We start from the raw sequence: 15,965 nt of genomic DNA, 5'->3' as shown, positions 1-15,965 counted from the left end.
CAATGGTGTCCAAATTAAGCATCTCCCGACGATTTACAAATACATTTACCGTGAAGCGGATGCCGCAGGCCTGACAAGCCGCTCTACTGGCTGCGATCAAAAAAATAAAAAAGCGTTGCATGGAAATTGGCTGAAAAGTATATTTATGTAGTCAACTACATAATTTGAACAGACCGGAAAAACATATGCCTTCTTCACCCGAACTTCTCCTCCGCCCGGCCACCCCGGCCGACGTGCAAAGCATGCTGGACATTTTCAATGAGGCCATCCTCAACACCGCGGCCGTCTACTACTACGAGCCCAACACGCTCGCCATGCGCCAGGCCTGGTACGACGACAAAATAAAAAACGACATCCCCGTACTCATCGCCGAAGTGAACGGCCAGGTGGCGGGCTTCGCTTCCTATGGCGAATTCAGAACGCGTCCAGCCTATAAATACACCGTAGAACATTCTGTCTACGTTCATCCCGGCTTCCGGAAACGCGGGATCGCGCGCAAATTGCTGGAAGCGCTCATCGACATCGCCAAACAAAAGGACATCCACTTATTGGTGGCCGGCATCGACGGCGAGAATACAGTCAGCATTCACCTGCACGAACAACTCGGCTTCGTCCATGCAGGCCACATCCGACAGGTAGCGTACAAATTTGGACGATGGCTGGACCTCGTGTTTATGCAACTGACCTTGGAGGGCCCACCCCATCCCAACGAATTGACGCCATGAGCAACCTCATCAACGAACTCGGCGAACTCGCCTTGTCAACACGCCTGATGCGCCTTAGCGAAGGCATGCGCAAAGATGTGACACGCATCTATCATGAGCATGGCATCGACTTTGAATCCAAGTGGTTCCCGGTATTGTATGTCCTGTCGAAACGATCGCCGCTTAGCGTATTGGAACTGGCCAATGAAATTGGCTATACCCATCCTTCGGTGATTGCCCTCGTGAAGGAGATGGAAAAAAAGAAACTCGTCAAATCCGTACCCGGCAAAGACGACGGGCGAAAGCGCATGCTCCATCTGACCCCGAAAGCCCTGGATATGGTGAAAGCGCTGGAGCCGCTTTGGTATGTCATGCGGCTGGCATCGAAACAAGTTTATAATAATGGGAGCAGTCTGCTGAAGGCGGTGGAGGATGCGGAGGCGGCGTTGGACGAGCAGGGGTATTATGAACGGTACAAGAAAGTGGAGTTGGGGCTAGGTGCCAGAAGATCGAGTGATGGGGATCAGTCTTCTGGAGGCAGATCGAAACAGGGTAAAAAGAAAAAATAATTTTTTTGTATCCTTTTTATAAGGAGTGGGTATTGAAGGTGTTCAGGATGTGCTTTCCATTTGGGAAGGCATTTTTTTGAATGATTTTATACTAAAATGTAGAACAAATTGGAAAAAAGGCTATATTTCCTCTACAATCTAGTAACATAAAGGCATGATAGAAACACGATTGGGAGAATTTGAGGAGGTTATCCTGCTCCTGGTGGGCATCTTGGGAGCGGAGGCCTACGCGTTCAACATTGCGGAGGAATTTGAGTCGCAAGCCGGGCGGCCGGTATCGATCGGTGCCGTTCATTCGACGCTGACGCGTTTGGAGGAGAAGGGATTTCTGACTTCGCAGATGGGAGAGTCCACCGCGGAAAGAGGAGGACGGCGAAAACGCATTTACACGATCACCGCCTATGGACGCAAGACGCTTAGTGCGGCGCGCGACTTCCGGATCGCTTTGTGGAAACAGTTTCCGGGGTTTGCAACAGGCAAGCTGACATGATGGTCTTTAAAATACATGGAGAATAAACAACACACACCACCCCGCCTCGCCCGGCGTTTCCTCCTGGCTTTTCTTCGTCACGACCTGGCGGAAGAGGTGCAAGGCGACCTGGACGAGAAATTTCTGACCATGCTGCGAAAGGCAACGCCGGCGCGCGCCAAGCTGCAGTATTGGTACCAGGTACTGCACTATGTGCGGCCGTTTGCCATTCGTAAATCGACAACGTCAACAAATCACTACGCTATGTTTAGAAATTATTTCAAGATCGGATGGCGCAACCTCGCCAAACAAAAGATGTACTCCTTTGTGAAGATCGGCGGCTTTGCACTCGGCATTGCGGCCTGCTTGCTCATCGCCTTGTTTATCCGCGACGAGTTGAGCTATGACCTTCACTACGCCGATGGCAACCGGATCTATCGGGTCGTGGAAGTGTTTACGGAGAAGGGTGAGACCGACCGCGGTGTTTGGATGGAAGCGCCCTTCGCCGCTGCGGTCAAGGCCGATTTTCCAGAGATCGAGAAGGCCGGCCGGTATAACTCCGGTGAACTTTTCGGTGCAGGAAGCAACCAAATCCGGCGCGACGACCAGATGGACAATACCTACGAGGAGGGGTTTGTGTTTGCCGACCAGGAGTTGCTGGAGATCCTGAAGGTGCCGATGGTATACGGCAATCTTGCGCATTGCCTGGATCAACCCAACACGATGGTCATCACCAAAAGCAAGGCTGACAAATATTTCCCGGGAGAGAATCCGGTAGGCCAGTTGATGGTGGTGAACGATTACACAAAACAACCTTATAAGATCGGTGGCGTCATAGCGGATTTTCCGGCCAACTCACATTTTAATTTTCAGTTCATCATCACCATGAAAGAACGCGAGTTTTGGAATGGCGAACAAAACTATTGGGGTGCCACCAATTACCCCACGTATTTGTTGCTGCGCCCTGGCACGGACGTAAAACAATTGGAAGAGAAACTCCTCAAGGTCACCGAGAAATACCTGCTGCCCCTTTGGATAGAACAAGGGCGCTCCGATGCAAAACAATTGGCCAAAAACATACAGTATGAATTGCAACCTATTGCCAACGTTCATCTTCGCAATGCAGGGATTGGTGATCCGGTGCCAACGCATGGCGACATCCGTTTCGTGTGGCTGTTTGGAGTGATTGCCGCTTTCATACTTGTGATTGCCTGTATCAATTTCATCAACCTGTCTACGGCCAAGTCGGCCAACCGGGCCAAGGAAGTGGGGCTGCGCAAAACCGTGGGATCTTTCCGCAGCAACATCATTAACCAGTTTCTGATTGAATCCCTGTTGTTCAGTTTTCTGTCCTTCGCGCTGGGACTGCTCCTCGCATGGTTATTCCTGCCCTACTTTAATGTGCTGGCTTCCAAGTCGCTTTCCTTTCCCTGGGGTGAGTGGTGGTTGGCGCCGGTCATGCTGGTGTCTTGTGTCTTGATCGGTTTGCTGGCGGGTTTGTATCCGTCGTTTTATCTGTCGTCGTTCAAACCCATCCAGGTGTTGAAGGGCAACCTCAGCCGGGGCAGCAAGAATGCAGCGACGCGTAGTGTGTTGGTCGTCTTCCAATTCACCACGTCCATCATCCTCATCATCTCTACGTTTGTTATCTACCGGCAAGTGCGTTACATACTCACCAAGGACGTGGGCTTCGATAAAGAACAAGTGTTGCTCCTCCAGGGCACCAACACGTTGGGCGATAAATTGCAGACCCTCAAGGACGAACTGCTGCAATTAGCGGATGTAAAAAGTATCAGCGCCAGCGATTACCTGCCCATCAACGGTACAAAACGGAATGGTAACATGTTTTGGTTGGAAGGCAGAAACAAGATCGACAAATCGGTGGGTGGCCAGTTCTGGCAAGTGGATCACGACTATGTGAAGACCATGGGCTTAAAGCTCGCCGCCGGCCGCGACTTCTCCCGCGACATGGCCTCGGATTCCTCGGCCGTTATCATCAATCAGAAAATGGCCAAAGAACTCGGCCTGACCGACCCGATTGGCAAGCGCATGATGAATTATGAAGTCTTTAACATCATTGGTGTGGTGGAGGATTTTAATTTCGACAGCTTCCGCTCAGATATAAGTCCGCTGGTACTAAAGCTGGGGATCAGCCCCAATATCATTTCGGTGAAGCTGAATGCTAAAGATGTGACCACAACCCTCGCCTCCATCGAAACCGTGTGGAAGCGTGTGGTCCCGCATCAACCCATCCGCTATTCATTTCTCGACGAAAGCTTCAGCCGCATGTACGACGACGTGCAACGTATGGGCCACATCTTCACCACCTTTGCCGTGCTGGCCATCATCGTAGCCTGTTTGGGATTGTTTGCCCTCTCGGCCTTCATGATCGAGCAGCGCGGAAAGGAGATCAGCATCCGGTTGGTTTTGGGTGCTTCGCTGGAAAATATATTCCGGTTGCTCACCGTCAATTTCGTGAAACTGGTCCTCATCTCGATCGTTATCGCGGCGCCGGTGGCGTGGTATATGATGGACAAATGGTTGCAAGACTTTACTTATAAAACAGAGTTGAGCTGGGATGTCTTTGTGCTGGGGGGTGTGATGGCGGTAGTGATCGCTTTGATTACCATCAGCTACCAGGCCATCCGTGCCGGCCTGGCAAACCCGGCGGCGAGCTTGCGGTCGGAATAGGTTGGACCATGATCGTTTTCGCACAACGCTTGATTGGATGTGAACACGATTCAGGCCTCGTAATCGATTTTTTTGGGTATACGGCTGCATTTCAGCATGGCATAGGATTGGTATATCGCGACAGGGTACGTCGTGTTTAATACATAACCTCTAACGTCATGATCAGAAATTACCTGGCCGTTGCCCTGCGCAACCTCCGAAAAAACAAAGGATATTCCGCCATCAATATCGGTGGCCTGGCTGCGGGGATGACCGTGGCCATGCTCATCGGTATGTGGGTGTTCGACGAATTGTCGTTCAACACCTATCACGATAATTACGATCGCATCGTGCAGATCATGAAAGGGGGTACCTTTGAGGGTAAGACCTGGAAGGGCCAGCGCCACCTTCCCCATCCGCTGATCGAAGAGCTGAAAACCAATTATAGCAACAACTTCAAACACATCGTCCCTACCTGGGGAGGCGACTATGTTTTGTCTTTTGGTGAAAAGATCATTTCGCAAAGTGGTGGTTATGCCGGCGAGGGAATTGCTGACATGCTGACGTTACACATGGTGGAGGGCACACGTCTGGGATTACAGGATCCGCATTCGGTTTTGTTATCCGCTTCCACAGCGAAGGCGTTGTTTGGCGACGCCGGGGAGGCGATGAATAAAATTATCCAGGTCAATAGCAAGATCGACGTAAAGGTCACGGGCGTGTATGAGGATCTTCCGTATAACACCCAATTCAAAGATTGGAAATTCCTGATGCCCTGGTCGCTGAATGAGATCAACAACACGTGGATGAAGGAGCAAAGCTGGGCGAACCACTTCCTGCTCATCTATGCGGAGATCGCGCCGAACACTACCATCGCCCATGTAAACGAGAACATTCGTGAGGCCGAGATCAGGGCGATCCGCAACATCCCTGCGATGCAGGCTGAATTGGCGTACAGCCCATCGGTGATGGTCCATCCTATGTCCGACTGGCATTTATACTCCGACTTCAAGGATGGTGTGGCCCAGAACGGACCCATCCAGTCGGTGCGCATCATCGGCATGATCGGAGGTTTTGTACTGCTCCTGGCCTGCATCAATTTCATGAACCTGAGCACGGCGCGCTCTGAAAAAAGAGCCAAGGAAGTGGGCATTCGAAAATCCATAGGGTCCATCCGAAGCCAACTGGTATGGCAATTCTATTGCGAATCGTTCCTGGTAGTAGGCCTTGCTTTCTTGCTGAGCCTGGTGGCGATCACCCTGGCCTTGCCTTGGTTCAACGACCTCACGTCGAAAGAAATGCAGATGCCCTGGACAAACCTGTTGTTTTGGATGGGCTGTATTCTCTTTTGTATCGTCACGGGTGTGTTGGCGGGCAGCTATCCGGCCCTTTACCTCTCGTCTTTCAATGCCATCCGTGCCCTGAAGGGTACCTTCCGGATGGGAAAGCTCGCCTCCTTGCCGCGCAAAGTATTGGTGGTATTGCAGTTTGCCGTCTCCGTATCGCTCATCATTGGAACGATCATTATTTACCAGCAAGTGATGTACGCCAAAGCTCGCCCTACCGGCTATGACCGCGAAGGGTTGGTGATGGTGCAACGCAAAACCGATGAATTCTTCACCCAGTCTGAAGCACTCCGGAACGAATTGCTAAAAACCGGCGTCGTAAAAGAAGTGGCCGAGTCCGGCGGACAGGTCACCGAAACATGGTCGGGCAACGGTGGCTTCGACTGGCAAGGCAAGGACCCTGCCTTCGAAGCAAATTTTGCCACGCTTTCCGTTTCACATGCCTTCGGACGAACCGTGGGATGGCAATTCGTCGACGGTCGCGACTTTTCCGAGGAATACGCATCCGACTCCAGTGGATTCGTGCTCAACGAGGCGGCTATCAAATACATGAATATAAAAAATCCTGTCGGCCAGATCATGCATTGGAAAAATGATGCTTATGGCGTGGACCGCGACTACAGAATATTGGGCGTGATCAAAGACATGGTCATGCAGTCACCCTTCGAGCCGATGGAACCTGCTATTTATTTTGTGCAGGGTTATCACGGCTGGTTTGTAATGAAGATCGATCCGAATGTAAGCGTTAGCGAAGCCATGCCCAAGATCGAGGCTGTGTTTAAAAAGATAATTCCCGCCGTTCCGTTCGATTATAAATTCGCCGATCAGCAATATGCGCTGAAGTTTGCCTCGGAGGAACGCGTGGGCAAGTTGGCTTCGGTGTTCTCGGTACTGGCCATTTTCATCAGCTGTCTTGGACTTTTCGGACTGTCTTCTTTTGTGGCGGAACAACGCACCAAAGAGATTGGGATCCGTAAAGTGGTGGGAGCATCCGTATTCAACCTCTGGCAAATGCTGTCCAAAGATTTTGTGGTGCTCACCGTGTTGGCTTGTGGCGTGGCCATTCCTATCGCTTACTATTCGCTGGACAGTTGGTTGCAGAGCTATTCCTACCGGATCACCATTACCGCATGGGTATTCCTCTACGTGGGGTTAGGGGCTGTGTTGCTCACGTTGATCACGGTGAGTTTCCAATCGATAAAGGCAGCGTTGATGAACCCGGTGAAGAGTCTTCGCTCAGAATGAGCTTTAATTTTGAAGGCGCTTGCGGTCGGAGCAGGATGATGTTCTTGCTTCCGGCCAACCCAGGCTAGTGCTTGATATCGTTCAGCACAAAAGGAACCTGGATCTCCACCGGATTTCCCGACGTACCCACCCAAGGCCCCATAATGCTCATGGCTTCCTGGATCTTTCCCCTCAGGTATTTCAGGTTCAGTACCGTGTGGTCTATCCGTTGCAATTTTCCCGATGGATTGGTCGACACGATGTAGGATAGGGATGGCGTCTGGGGATGGTATTCCGCTTTGTCTACAAAAAGCACGTCGATGGTCTTGACGGCGTTGGCTTCAACGCTCACGCTCACCTGGAAGTTGTAGTTGGTATAGGTATCCATCATCACGGCCGGGATCGTCATGTACTCCACAAAATAGTCGTTGGCCAATAAAAAGCCACCCAAGGGCTGCACCTCAGCGCGGGGGGTGCGGTCAGGGTAGTAGAGGAGGACGAACTCTTCACTTTGATCATCGTGAAGCATGGTGTTGTTCTTGTAATACGGGGCGAGTGTTTCGGGCGCGACGGATTTCTGATCAAAATTGTATTCCATCAACACCTTCTTGCCAAACTTGTCGTAGATGGTCCAAACGCCTACGGGGGTCCCGTTTTTATAACTCCCGGTCTTGATGACTTTGGTTTTTGCGTTGAAGTATTGCCAGCTGCCTTCCGGGTTGCCATTCACAAAGCGCGCCACCAGCTTGGGTGTGCCGTCGGAGTGGAAGAGTTCGTAGGCACCATTCAATTTTCCATCGGTATACTCGATCTGGCCGATGATGACACCCCGTTTGCTTTTGCTGATCCACGCGCCGTCTTTCAAACCGTTTTTGAATTGGCCCGATTCAATCACCACATCGTTGCAAACCCACTCGTAGGGACCGTCCGGCCTTTTGGGTTCGGTGCTGGAGTAGGTGATCTTTTCCTGGCAATTGCAATGCGGATATTTTATGATGGTCTGGCCCAGGGAAAGGGAGACGATCAGCATATTGAACAAAGTAACTAAGACGATTTTTTTCATAGTTCCGTGTAAATCCATTACGGGATGCTGGCGCAAAATACGAGTTTATCGACAAATGATCGATGTTTTTTAACGGGACGGGGTTCCGACGCACACCAACGGGCGTTGTTTTCCCGCCATATTTCAAAATAAATAATAAAGAATTATTTCAATTCGGTATTTTACCTTCCCATATAGCCCGCCCCCAGATGCTCAAACATTATTGGAATACCGCCCTCCGGAATCTCATTCGCCACAAGCGTTTCACGATCATCAACATGATCGGCCTGTCCATCAGCATGGCCGTGTTCCTGGCGCTGACGAACTATGTGGGCTACCAGCTTAGCTACGACAAATTTTACCCGGGCGGCGACCGCATTTACCGCGTCGACTATTTCGAGTACCAACAAGGCCAGCCCGTCTTGCAAAGTGCACGCACGCACGATCGCACAGCGCTGCTGATGCACGCCTACGCACCCCAGGTGGAGGCCGTGACGCGGGTGTATAATGAGAAGGCCTATATCTTTACCGAAGATGTGCGCATCGTAGATCAGAACATGCTCTACGTCGACAGCTCGTTCCTGAAAGTTTTCCCCCTGAAGCTCATCAGCGGCTCGGCAGATCAATCGCTGACGCCGCCCAGTTCGGTAATGATCTCTCAATCGCAAGCCCGCGTCTATTTCGGCGACGCCGACCCCATGGGGAAGATCCTGTACTTCAACGAGCGCCTGCCGTTCACGGTGACCGGCGTGTTTGAAGATATCCCCGCCAACACCTCCCTGGAATTTGACTTTCTCCTCTCCTGGTCGACCATGCCCTACTATGGATGGATCTCGCGCGACGGTGACTTCAACGCACCATGGACCTTTACCTACGTGAAGCTGAAAGACCACGTGACCGACATCGGCGCCATCGACCGCGAACTGACCGAGATGGCCAACAAGCATATTACGACCTTGGAGAAGCGGGGACACACGGCGCGCTATGCATTGAGCGCCTATGAAGACCTGCACACCTCAGCCGGCGCGTTGTCAGGCGAGGCCAAACCGGCCATCAGCAAGACGATCTTGTTTGCATTGATCTCGCTGGCGATCTTCATTGTGGTGGCCGCGTGGATCAACTATGTGAACCTGTCGCTGGCCCGCTCCCTGGAGCGTGCGGACGAGATCGGAGTGCGCAAGGTCTTCGGGGCTTCGCGCTCGGCCATCAGCGGACAGTTCCTGCTGGAGGCCGTCGTGCTTTCCAGCGTCACCTTTGGTCTGGGGGCAGGCCTCTACCTGCTTTTTTCGGGTCCGTTTGCCAACTTGCTCTTCACAAACATCGCCTTCCGTCCAACCGAACCCACTACGTGGGCCCTATACTTTGCGGGTTTTGTGACGGGCACGACACTGATTGCTTTTTATCCAGCCCTTTTCATTTCGCGCTACAAACCGGCCCTCATCCTGAAGAACAAACTCAGCATTGGCAGGGGCAAAGCGAACGTGCTGCAGCATAGCCTCATGGTCTTCCAGCTTTTCCTGGCCGTCGCCATCATTGGCATCACGCTGATCGCGGGGCGGCAGCTCAGGTTTATGCGCAACTTCGATTCGGGTTTTAACACCAGCCACACCATCACCCTGCGCGCACCCGCCTCAACCAACTCCGACTCGCTGCGGCGTTCACGCTATCGCTCTTTCCGAAACGACGTGATGCAGCATTCCGCTTTCCGGTCGGGCACCGCTTCCATGAATATCCCCGGACAGGAGATCCGCTTCCATGACGAAGACATTCACGCCGTGGGGTCTTCCAATATAAAAAAGCAATCCTTCTGGGTCATGTGGATCGACGAAGGCTACCAGGAAACCTTCGGCCTCACACTGCTTGGGGGGCGCAACTTCCAGGAAAGTGAAACGGGCCTCACCTGCATGATCAACGAGACAGCCGCGCGCGCCCTGGGCTACGACAATCCGACCGATGCGGTAAACACCAGCATCATGAACGCCGCGCACGACAAGGCAACGATTATCGGTGTCTGGAAAGATTATCATCATGAATCGGTACACAAGCCCGTAGACCCGATCGTGTTCTACCATCGCCATCCGAATGAATATGGCTATTACACGTTCTATGTCCAGTCACGCCAGGGTGAATATCTCCAGAACTTACAGACGCTGTGGCATAAACATTATCCGAACGACCCGTTCATTTATTATTTCATGGATCGTTTTTTTGGTGAACAATTCCAGGCCGACGAGCTTTTTGCCCGCCTGCTGAATCTTTTTAGTATCATTTCCATCGCCGTGGCCAGCCTGGGACTTTTTGGTATGGCGTCGCTGGCGATGGTGAAGCGCACAAAGGAGATCGGCGTGCGCAAAGTATTGGGCGCCTCGGTGTGGAATATTTTGGTGATGCTTTCGAAGACCTACATCAGGCTGATCGTCATCAGTTGTGTGCTGGCCTTCCCGCTGGCCTACTATTTAACGCGGCAGTGGCTGCAAACTTTTGCCTATAAGATCGACGTGCAGGTTTGGATGATCGTGTTGCCGGGGGTGATCGTGCTGGTGGCTACACTGGCCACCATTGCGGGGCAGTCGATTCAGGCCGCGATGGCCAATCCCGCAAAGAGTCTTAAAGATCAGTAAATAAAAAAGAACCGGCGTGGATACCGGTTCTTATGTCGTGTGATGCTTGAATAGCGAAAAATTATTTCGATGCCGCCATCATCGTTTCTCTCCGGCGATAGAAGTAATAGGAAATAAACCCCAGGGCGACAAAGATGAACATGAATGCAGCGCCTGCTTCGCCGATCGCGAATGCCGAATAGGTTGCGCCGATCAGGTCGAACATCAACCCTGCATAGGCCCATTCCTTCAGTCGCGGAAAGCGGGGAATGAGGATGGTGATGGCGCCCAGCAATTTGGCTACTCCAAGAAAGGGAATGATATAAGTGGGATATCCCAATTTTGCTTTTATCAATTCCACAGCGTCGGGTGCCGTGACGATATTGGAGAAGGAGGAAAAGATCATCAGGGCGGCGAAGAGCCCGGTGAATACCCAATACAGAATGTTGATTGTTTTCATGACAATAAGGTTTTTTGAGTGTAGTTGATAAGAAAGTTAAGCATTAGATTTTTTTTCAAAATAAAGGAGCCAGTGGTTGCCGAATTTGTCGGTGAGATCACCAAAGACGGCGCCCCAAAACGTGTCTTCCAGGGGATGCGTTGGTACGCCATCGGCCGCGAGACGCGAATAATAGGTGCGGGCCTGTTCTTCGCTGTTGCAGTGGAGCATCATGGAAATGGAGTTTCCCCGCGAAAGCCCGGTCTCCGGAACCATGTCCGAACCCATCAGCACCAGCGTGTCGTTGGTGAGCGTGGAGTTGAGCACATAGTGTTTCATATGCGACGGCATGAACGCAGCAAAGGGTGATTCGCCTACGGTTTGCAAGACCAACTCACCGCCCAGGCACTCCTTGTAGAAGGTCATCGCCTCGAGGCAGTTGCCGGAAAATGTGAGGTAGGAGTTGATGCTGGCCATATTTTTTCGCTGTTTGGATCAGTCTCTGTTGATGATACAAAGTTGGGGCGTCATGACGGGAATGAAAAGGGGGGATTCCGTCAATTGCAAGGCGAATCCCGACAGGATTGATTTAGGGACGAACATTGTTTTATCTTTACTATCATGAAACACATATCCATTCTCGTACCGCGTGGCCATACCAGCCTGGTGAACATCGAAGGGAGTCACCAGATCTTTTCAGAGCTGAATGTTTTTCTGAATCAACTCGGTAGAGCGCCCCTGTTTACCGTGCAGTTGGTAGGCGTCGAAAAAGGAACCAGTCAGCGCAACGGACTTTTTACCATCGCACCCGATGTGCTGATCCGGGATGTAAAGAAGACCGATCTCATTATTATCCCCTCTGTGCATGGCGACCAGAAGCAAGCCATGGAAATGAACGCCGAATTTATTCCCTGGATCAAAACGCAATACGCACAAGGTGCGTCGGTAGCCAGCTTGTGCCTGGGCGCATTCTTTCTCGCCTTCACGGGCCTCCTGGACGATAAGCCCTGCGCCACCCATTGGATGATGGCCTCCGCGTTCCGGCAAATGTTCCCGCAGATCAACCTGATGGACAATAAGATCATCACCGAAAAAGATCGCGTCTATACCAGTGGAGGAGCGTATTCATACCTCAACCTGATCCTCTATCTCGTGGAAAAAATGGCTGGCCGCGACGTCGCCGTGCTTGCTTCCAAAGCCTATGCGATCGACATCGACCGTCAAAGCCAATCGCCGTTCATTATTTTTGAAGGACAGAAGTCGCACCAGGACGAACCCATCAAACAAGTACAGGCGTTTATTGAAGGCAACTACCAGGACCGCATCACCGTGGATAAACTCTCTCATCAATTTGCCTTGGGCAGAAGAAGTTTCGAACGCCGGTTCAAGAAGGCTACCGGCAACACCGTGATGGAATACATTCAACGCATAAAGATCGAAGCCGCAAAACGCGACTTTGAAACGAGCGGTAAAAACATCAACGAAGTGATCTATGATGTGGGCTACACCGATACGAAAGCGTTCCGCACGATCTTCAAAAAGATCACGGGACTAACCCCGGTGGAGTATAGGAATAAGTACAATAAACTAGAGGTCACGGTGTGATCTTGCTTGACCATCCTGAAAGCCCATACCATGAACATTATCCCTTCCATGCGATGCAGTGACATGAAGCGATCACTGGATTTCTACACCACAGTGCTCGACTTCAAGCACCATGGAACGTGGCCCGACACCGGGTCGCCTTCCTATAGCATTCTCAGTCGTGAAGGCGCCGAGTTGCACCTGTCTAGCTATTCCGGCGATGGTACCTTTGGCAACGTAGCATGCATTCTGATTCAAAACATCGATCAGCTTTTTCAACAGTATGTAGCGCGCGGGTTGAATGCGAAAGCAAAAAGGGATTCACCGGTTCACCAGGGCCCTACGGATCAAACCTGGGGAACACGGGAGTTCTATGTGGATGATCCCGATGGGAACACGCTGCGATTTGTCCAGCGTTAACGGCTTTCATTCAACTTTCAGGAATGGTTACCGTGAATACCGTTCCTTTAGCCAATTCGCTGGCGACCGTAATTTTTCCCCCTAACAGATGGGTCAGTTCTTTGGCGATGGACAATCCCAGACCGGTTGAGCCTTCACCACCGGTAGGTTTATTCGAAAGCTTTTGAAATTTTCCGAACAGGTAAGGAAGATCTTCTTCCGGGATCCCGGGCCCTTCATCCGTGACCGCGAAGCGAAAGCCATCGGCATTTTTTTCTGCATGCAATTGTACGACCCGGTGACGCGGCGAAAATTTGATGGCGTTGGAAAGGAGATTTTCCAACACGCGCGACAACGCATCGGCATCCGTGTTGAGCAGGCCCGAGATCGTCCCGGCCTTGAAGTCAATGTGTTTCAGCCGGGCCTGGTGCGAAAATTCATTTTCCAGTTTGGCCATAAGCTTACCCACATCCACCGGTTGTTTCACGATGGGTGTGGCCCCGCGTTCGATCCGGTTGATGTCGAGCAGGTTTAGGATGAGGCGCAGCATGTCGTGGCAGGCGTCCTCCATATAGTTCAGGTATTCCTGGTCTTTTTCTGCGCGCATGGACCCTTCCAATTTCAGCACCTCAATGAGACGGAGAATCCCCGACAAAGGCGCCTTCAGATCGTGCGATGCGATGCCGAGGAAATGGTCTTTGGCGGCATTGGCTTCCACCAACTGCTTGGTGCGTTCCTGCACTTTTTCTTCCAACGCTTCGTTGGCCCGGTTTAGCGTTTCGACAAGATTTTTGATGCTTCGCTGCCGTTCGATCAACGCGATCAGCGCCACCAGCGAAGTGAGGCCGATGAGCGAGAAAGCGATGAAGCGCACGGTGTCCTCCACGCTCATGTTCTTCTCCAGCGTCTCATTTTGCCGCGCCAAAAGCAGACGTTCCCGGCGCACCAGGTCTTCCACCAAAATGCGCAGCGCGTCCATGTGGGTCTGCCCCGTCTTGATGTTTATGCGGTGATCGGCGCTGTCTTTGCCGTGAGCATTATAGATGCGGATCCCATTGTCCAGGTCTTCCGATCGCTGTCGAATGACCTGCAGGATCTCGCCTTCCAGGAAGCGGGTTTGCTCCTCGTTGTCGTTGATCAGCTTCTTGAGGATGCTGGTTTCGGTTGAGATCGCGCCCTGGGCCTGTTGGTACGGCGTAAGGAAAACGCTGTCGCCGGAAAGAATATAGCCCCTTTGCGCCGACTCCATGTCATGGATCAGCGAAAGCAGCTTCGTAGCCGACTCGATGGACCGGTAGCGACGGATCACCGTTTTGGTCGACTCTTCTTTTTCAACCGTGTTGTAGTGCGTGATGTAGGCACTCACGATCACCAGTAAAATGGAGAGCACGAGCAATACGTAGATGCCAGTGGCCTGCAACCGGTTGGGTTTTATCTTCATGCGGGGGTTCTCGATTTTGCTGTCTAAAATAGGGAAAATATACACCGGAAACGGCACGGCGGGCACTCTCGCATACAAACGGTCAATAAGAAAATTAGCTGGTGCTGTGACTTTTTCCCCGGTGGGCCATCAAAAAGGAAACAAAGGGCGTTAACGAAAATACGAATGCGCCCGAGAAAATAGGAGACAGTTTTGCAGGGTTAGGTAGGGTAGAGCCACTCAGGGATGAGTGGCTTTTTTTTCGAAGGAAATTATTTTCTGAAAAATGCCGCAATGGAATTGAAAAGGCCCTGGTCTTCGCTGATGGTGACAAAGAACGATGCGGGCACGTTATACAGGGCAACGTCTTTCAACATGCCGATGAACCATTGTGAGCGGTCTCTCCGCGTAGCGGGGATTTCCGGGTTTTGGACAGACGGCAGCACGGCGAGCGGCTGACCGGAAACGATGTATTCTTTGATGACATCGCTGGGAAAAATATGGGAGGGCAGGACCAGGATGTGTGGTAGATCGCGGCTTACGAAGTCGCGAAACGTGGGCAGGAATTCGCCCTTTAGAAAATTTCGTTCCGACCGCACGGGTTTGAGCCGGAGCTGCAGCAGCTGGAAATTTTTCACATAAAAACCCTGCGCATCGGCCAACGAATGGTAGACCTCCTCCAATGATTCCCCTGTAGATTCAGTCACTGTGGTGAATAGCGACAGACGGCCTCGCAGCCGGCGCGCCAATTCGGCAGACCAGGCATAGCCCATGCGAAAATCATGATCGATCCGGAAAGGATAGAGAATGGTCTTGGTCATACTGCCATTTTTCTTTAGAGCGAGAAAAGCAAGAAAGTCACATTATGCCAACATGGCCAACGCTTCCGCTAGGCCAACGCTAAGGGCTACCACATAGACGTTGTTCAGTTTTTCCTTGGAACGCTTCAGACGCATTTTGATGGCGCTGGTGGAAAGCTGCAATTTTTGTTGCAGCGCTTCGATGGATTCGCCTTCGCGGTATTTCAGGAAGAGCAATTCTCTGTCGGCTTCGGGCAACTGGTTGATGAGGCTAAACATGATGGCCTCCGATTCGATGCGATGTTCTGCTTCGTCGGTGTTTTCGGCAAGACGGTCGGCTTCGTCATCCAACACTTCGTTGGATTGCACGCCGTTTTTATTTTTCTTTCGCAGCGCCAAAAGGCAATGGCGGTGTGCGATGATATATAACCAAGTGGAGAAGGAAGAATCTTTCCGGAAATTCTTGAGATGGTCGAATGCTTTCAACAAAGCTTCCTGCGCCAGGTCAAACGCTTCGTCGGGATCTTTTACCAACGAGAGACACTTTTGAAAAACTTTTTTGTAGTAGCGGTTATACAATTCGCCAAGGGCATCGGTGTCGTTTGCCAGGATGGCGGTGATCAATTCTTCGTCGGATTTGCGGACCTCGGTCTTCATACGCTGGGGGTTTGAAATGATGCCTAAAGTTGGCTCATCCCA

Annotated in this window: 14 protein-coding genes; 8 read left to right on the top strand and 6 right to left on the bottom strand. The window is 51.6% G+C overall.

The features are described from left to right. The first annotated feature begins 185 nt into the window (after positions 1 to 185). The 5 genes from D4L85_RS03030 (at position 186) to D4L85_RS03010 (ending at position 7,003) form a co-directional block, all read left to right on the top strand. Positions 186 to 725, top strand: coding sequence for a GNAT family N-acetyltransferase (locus D4L85_RS03030; RefSeq protein WP_119752935.1), 540 nt, complete (start codon positions 186 to 188; stop codon positions 723 to 725). Continuing rightward, on the top strand, positions 722 to 1,273 hold the full coding sequence (locus D4L85_RS03025; protein ID WP_119752934.1) for a MarR family winged helix-turn-helix transcriptional regulator: 552 nt from the start codon (positions 722 to 724) through the stop codon (positions 1,271 to 1,273). Before D4L85_RS03030 ends, D4L85_RS03025 begins: the two co-directional genes overlap by 4 nt. Before the next feature lie 154 nt (positions 1,274 to 1,427). Next, positions 1,428 to 1,763, top strand: a complete 336-nt coding sequence (locus D4L85_RS03020; RefSeq protein ID WP_119752933.1) for a PadR family transcriptional regulator — start codon at positions 1,428 to 1,430, stop codon at positions 1,761 to 1,763. Positions 1,764 to 1,778: 15 nt separating this feature from the next. Then, positions 1,779 to 4,433, top strand: coding sequence for an ABC transporter permease (locus tag D4L85_RS03015; RefSeq protein ID WP_228450752.1), 2,655 nt, complete (start codon positions 1,779 to 1,781; stop codon positions 4,431 to 4,433). Between the two features lie 158 nt (positions 4,434 to 4,591). Then, a complete protein-coding gene (locus tag D4L85_RS03010; RefSeq protein WP_119752932.1) occupies positions 4,592 to 7,003 on the top strand; it encodes an ABC transporter permease in 2,412 nt (803 codons plus the stop codon). Between the two features lie 64 nt (positions 7,004 to 7,067). Here D4L85_RS03010 and D4L85_RS03005 read toward each other — a convergent pair whose 3' ends face one another. Next, positions 7,068 to 8,045: a toxin-antitoxin system YwqK family antitoxin gene (locus D4L85_RS03005; protein WP_119752931.1), complete on the bottom strand. Its 978-nt coding sequence runs from the start codon at positions 8,043 to 8,045 to the stop codon at positions 7,068 to 7,070. Between the two features lie 188 nt (positions 8,046 to 8,233). On the opposite strand from D4L85_RS03005, the gene D4L85_RS03000 reads away from it, so the two are divergent. Further along, positions 8,234 to 10,645, top strand: coding sequence for an ABC transporter permease (locus tag D4L85_RS03000; protein WP_160143509.1), 2,412 nt, complete (start codon positions 8,234 to 8,236; stop codon positions 10,643 to 10,645). A gap of 61 nt (positions 10,646 to 10,706) precedes the next feature. On the opposite strand, the gene D4L85_RS02995 is transcribed toward D4L85_RS03000, so the two are convergent. After that, a complete protein-coding gene (locus D4L85_RS02995) occupies positions 10,707 to 11,084 on the bottom strand; it encodes a DoxX family protein (protein WP_119752929.1) in 378 nt (125 codons plus the stop codon). A 36-nt stretch (positions 11,085 to 11,120) separates the two neighbouring features. After that, complete coding sequence (locus tag D4L85_RS02990; protein ID WP_119752928.1) at positions 11,121 to 11,540, bottom strand: VOC family protein; 420 nt, start codon at positions 11,538 to 11,540, stop codon at positions 11,121 to 11,123. A gap of 144 nt (positions 11,541 to 11,684) precedes the next feature. On the opposite strand from D4L85_RS02990, the gene D4L85_RS02985 reads away from it, so the two are divergent. Both D4L85_RS02985 and D4L85_RS02980 read left to right on the top strand, forming a co-directional pair. Then, entirely contained in the window at positions 11,685 to 12,668 is a 984-nt protein-coding gene (locus D4L85_RS02985; protein ID WP_119752927.1) for a GlxA family transcriptional regulator, read from the top strand. Between the two features lie 30 nt (positions 12,669 to 12,698). After that, positions 12,699 to 13,067, top strand: a complete 369-nt coding sequence (locus D4L85_RS02980; RefSeq protein ID WP_160143508.1) for a bleomycin resistance protein — start codon at positions 12,699 to 12,701, stop codon at positions 13,065 to 13,067. A gap of 10 nt (positions 13,068 to 13,077) precedes the next feature. Here the strand turns inward: D4L85_RS02980 and D4L85_RS02975 are convergent, their stop codons facing one another. The 3 genes from D4L85_RS02975 to D4L85_RS02965 all read right to left on the bottom strand — a co-directional run bounded on the left by D4L85_RS02975 (position 13,078) and on the right by D4L85_RS02965 (position 15,923). Continuing rightward, positions 13,078 to 14,487, bottom strand: coding sequence for an ATP-binding protein (locus tag D4L85_RS02975; protein WP_160143507.1), 1,410 nt, complete (start codon positions 14,485 to 14,487; stop codon positions 13,078 to 13,080). 251 nt (positions 14,488 to 14,738) lie between these two features. Then, entirely contained in the window at positions 14,739 to 15,287 is a 549-nt protein-coding gene (locus D4L85_RS02970; RefSeq protein ID WP_119752924.1) for a hypothetical protein, read from the bottom strand. A gap of 42 nt (positions 15,288 to 15,329) precedes the next feature. After that, complete coding sequence (locus D4L85_RS02965) at positions 15,330 to 15,923, bottom strand: RNA polymerase sigma factor (protein ID WP_119752923.1); 594 nt, start codon at positions 15,921 to 15,923, stop codon at positions 15,330 to 15,332. Positions 15,924 to 15,965: the final 42 nt, after the last annotated feature.

It is taken from the genome of Chryseolinea soli, assembly GCF_003589925.1.
Taxonomy (GTDB): domain Bacteria; phylum Bacteroidota; class Bacteroidia; order Cytophagales; family Cyclobacteriaceae; genus Chryseolinea; species Chryseolinea soli.
This window is presented reverse-complemented; position numbering and strand designations above follow the sequence as displayed.

Coding starts and splice junctions, on each gene's coding strand:
- D4L85_RS03030 (WP_119752935.1), top strand. CDS start 186: ATGCCTTCTTCACCCGAACTTCTCCTCCGCCCGGCCACCCCGGCCGAC.
- D4L85_RS03025 (WP_119752934.1), top strand. CDS start 722: ATGAGCAACCTCATCAACGAACTCGGCGAACTCGCCTTGTCAACACGC.
- D4L85_RS03020 (WP_119752933.1), top strand. CDS start 1,428: ATGATAGAAACACGATTGGGAGAATTTGAGGAGGTTATCCTGCTCCTG.
- D4L85_RS03015 (WP_228450752.1), top strand. CDS start 1,779: ATGGAGAATAAACAACACACACCACCCCGCCTCGCCCGGCGTTTCCTC.
- D4L85_RS03010 (WP_119752932.1), top strand. CDS start 4,592: ATGATCAGAAATTACCTGGCCGTTGCCCTGCGCAACCTCCGAAAAAAC.
- D4L85_RS03005 (WP_119752931.1), bottom strand. CDS start 8,045: ATGAAAAAAATCGTCTTAGTTACTTTGTTCAATATGCTGATCGTCTCC.
- D4L85_RS03000 (WP_160143509.1), top strand. CDS start 8,234: ATGCTCAAACATTATTGGAATACCGCCCTCCGGAATCTCATTCGCCAC.
- D4L85_RS02995 (WP_119752929.1), bottom strand. CDS start 11,084: ATGAAAACAATCAACATTCTGTATTGGGTATTCACCGGGCTCTTCGCC.
- D4L85_RS02990 (WP_119752928.1), bottom strand. CDS start 11,540: ATGGCCAGCATCAACTCCTACCTCACATTTTCCGGCAACTGCCTCGAG.
- D4L85_RS02985 (WP_119752927.1), top strand. CDS start 11,685: ATGAAACACATATCCATTCTCGTACCGCGTGGCCATACCAGCCTGGTG.
- D4L85_RS02980 (WP_160143508.1), top strand. CDS start 12,699: ATGAACATTATCCCTTCCATGCGATGCAGTGACATGAAGCGATCACTG.
- D4L85_RS02975 (WP_160143507.1), bottom strand. CDS start 14,487: ATGAAGATAAAACCCAACCGGTTGCAGGCCACTGGCATCTACGTATTG.
- D4L85_RS02970 (WP_119752924.1), bottom strand. CDS start 15,287: ATGACCAAGACCATTCTCTATCCTTTCCGGATCGATCATGATTTTCGC.
- D4L85_RS02965 (WP_119752923.1), bottom strand. CDS start 15,923: ATGAAGACCGAGGTCCGCAAATCCGACGAAGAATTGATCACCGCCATC.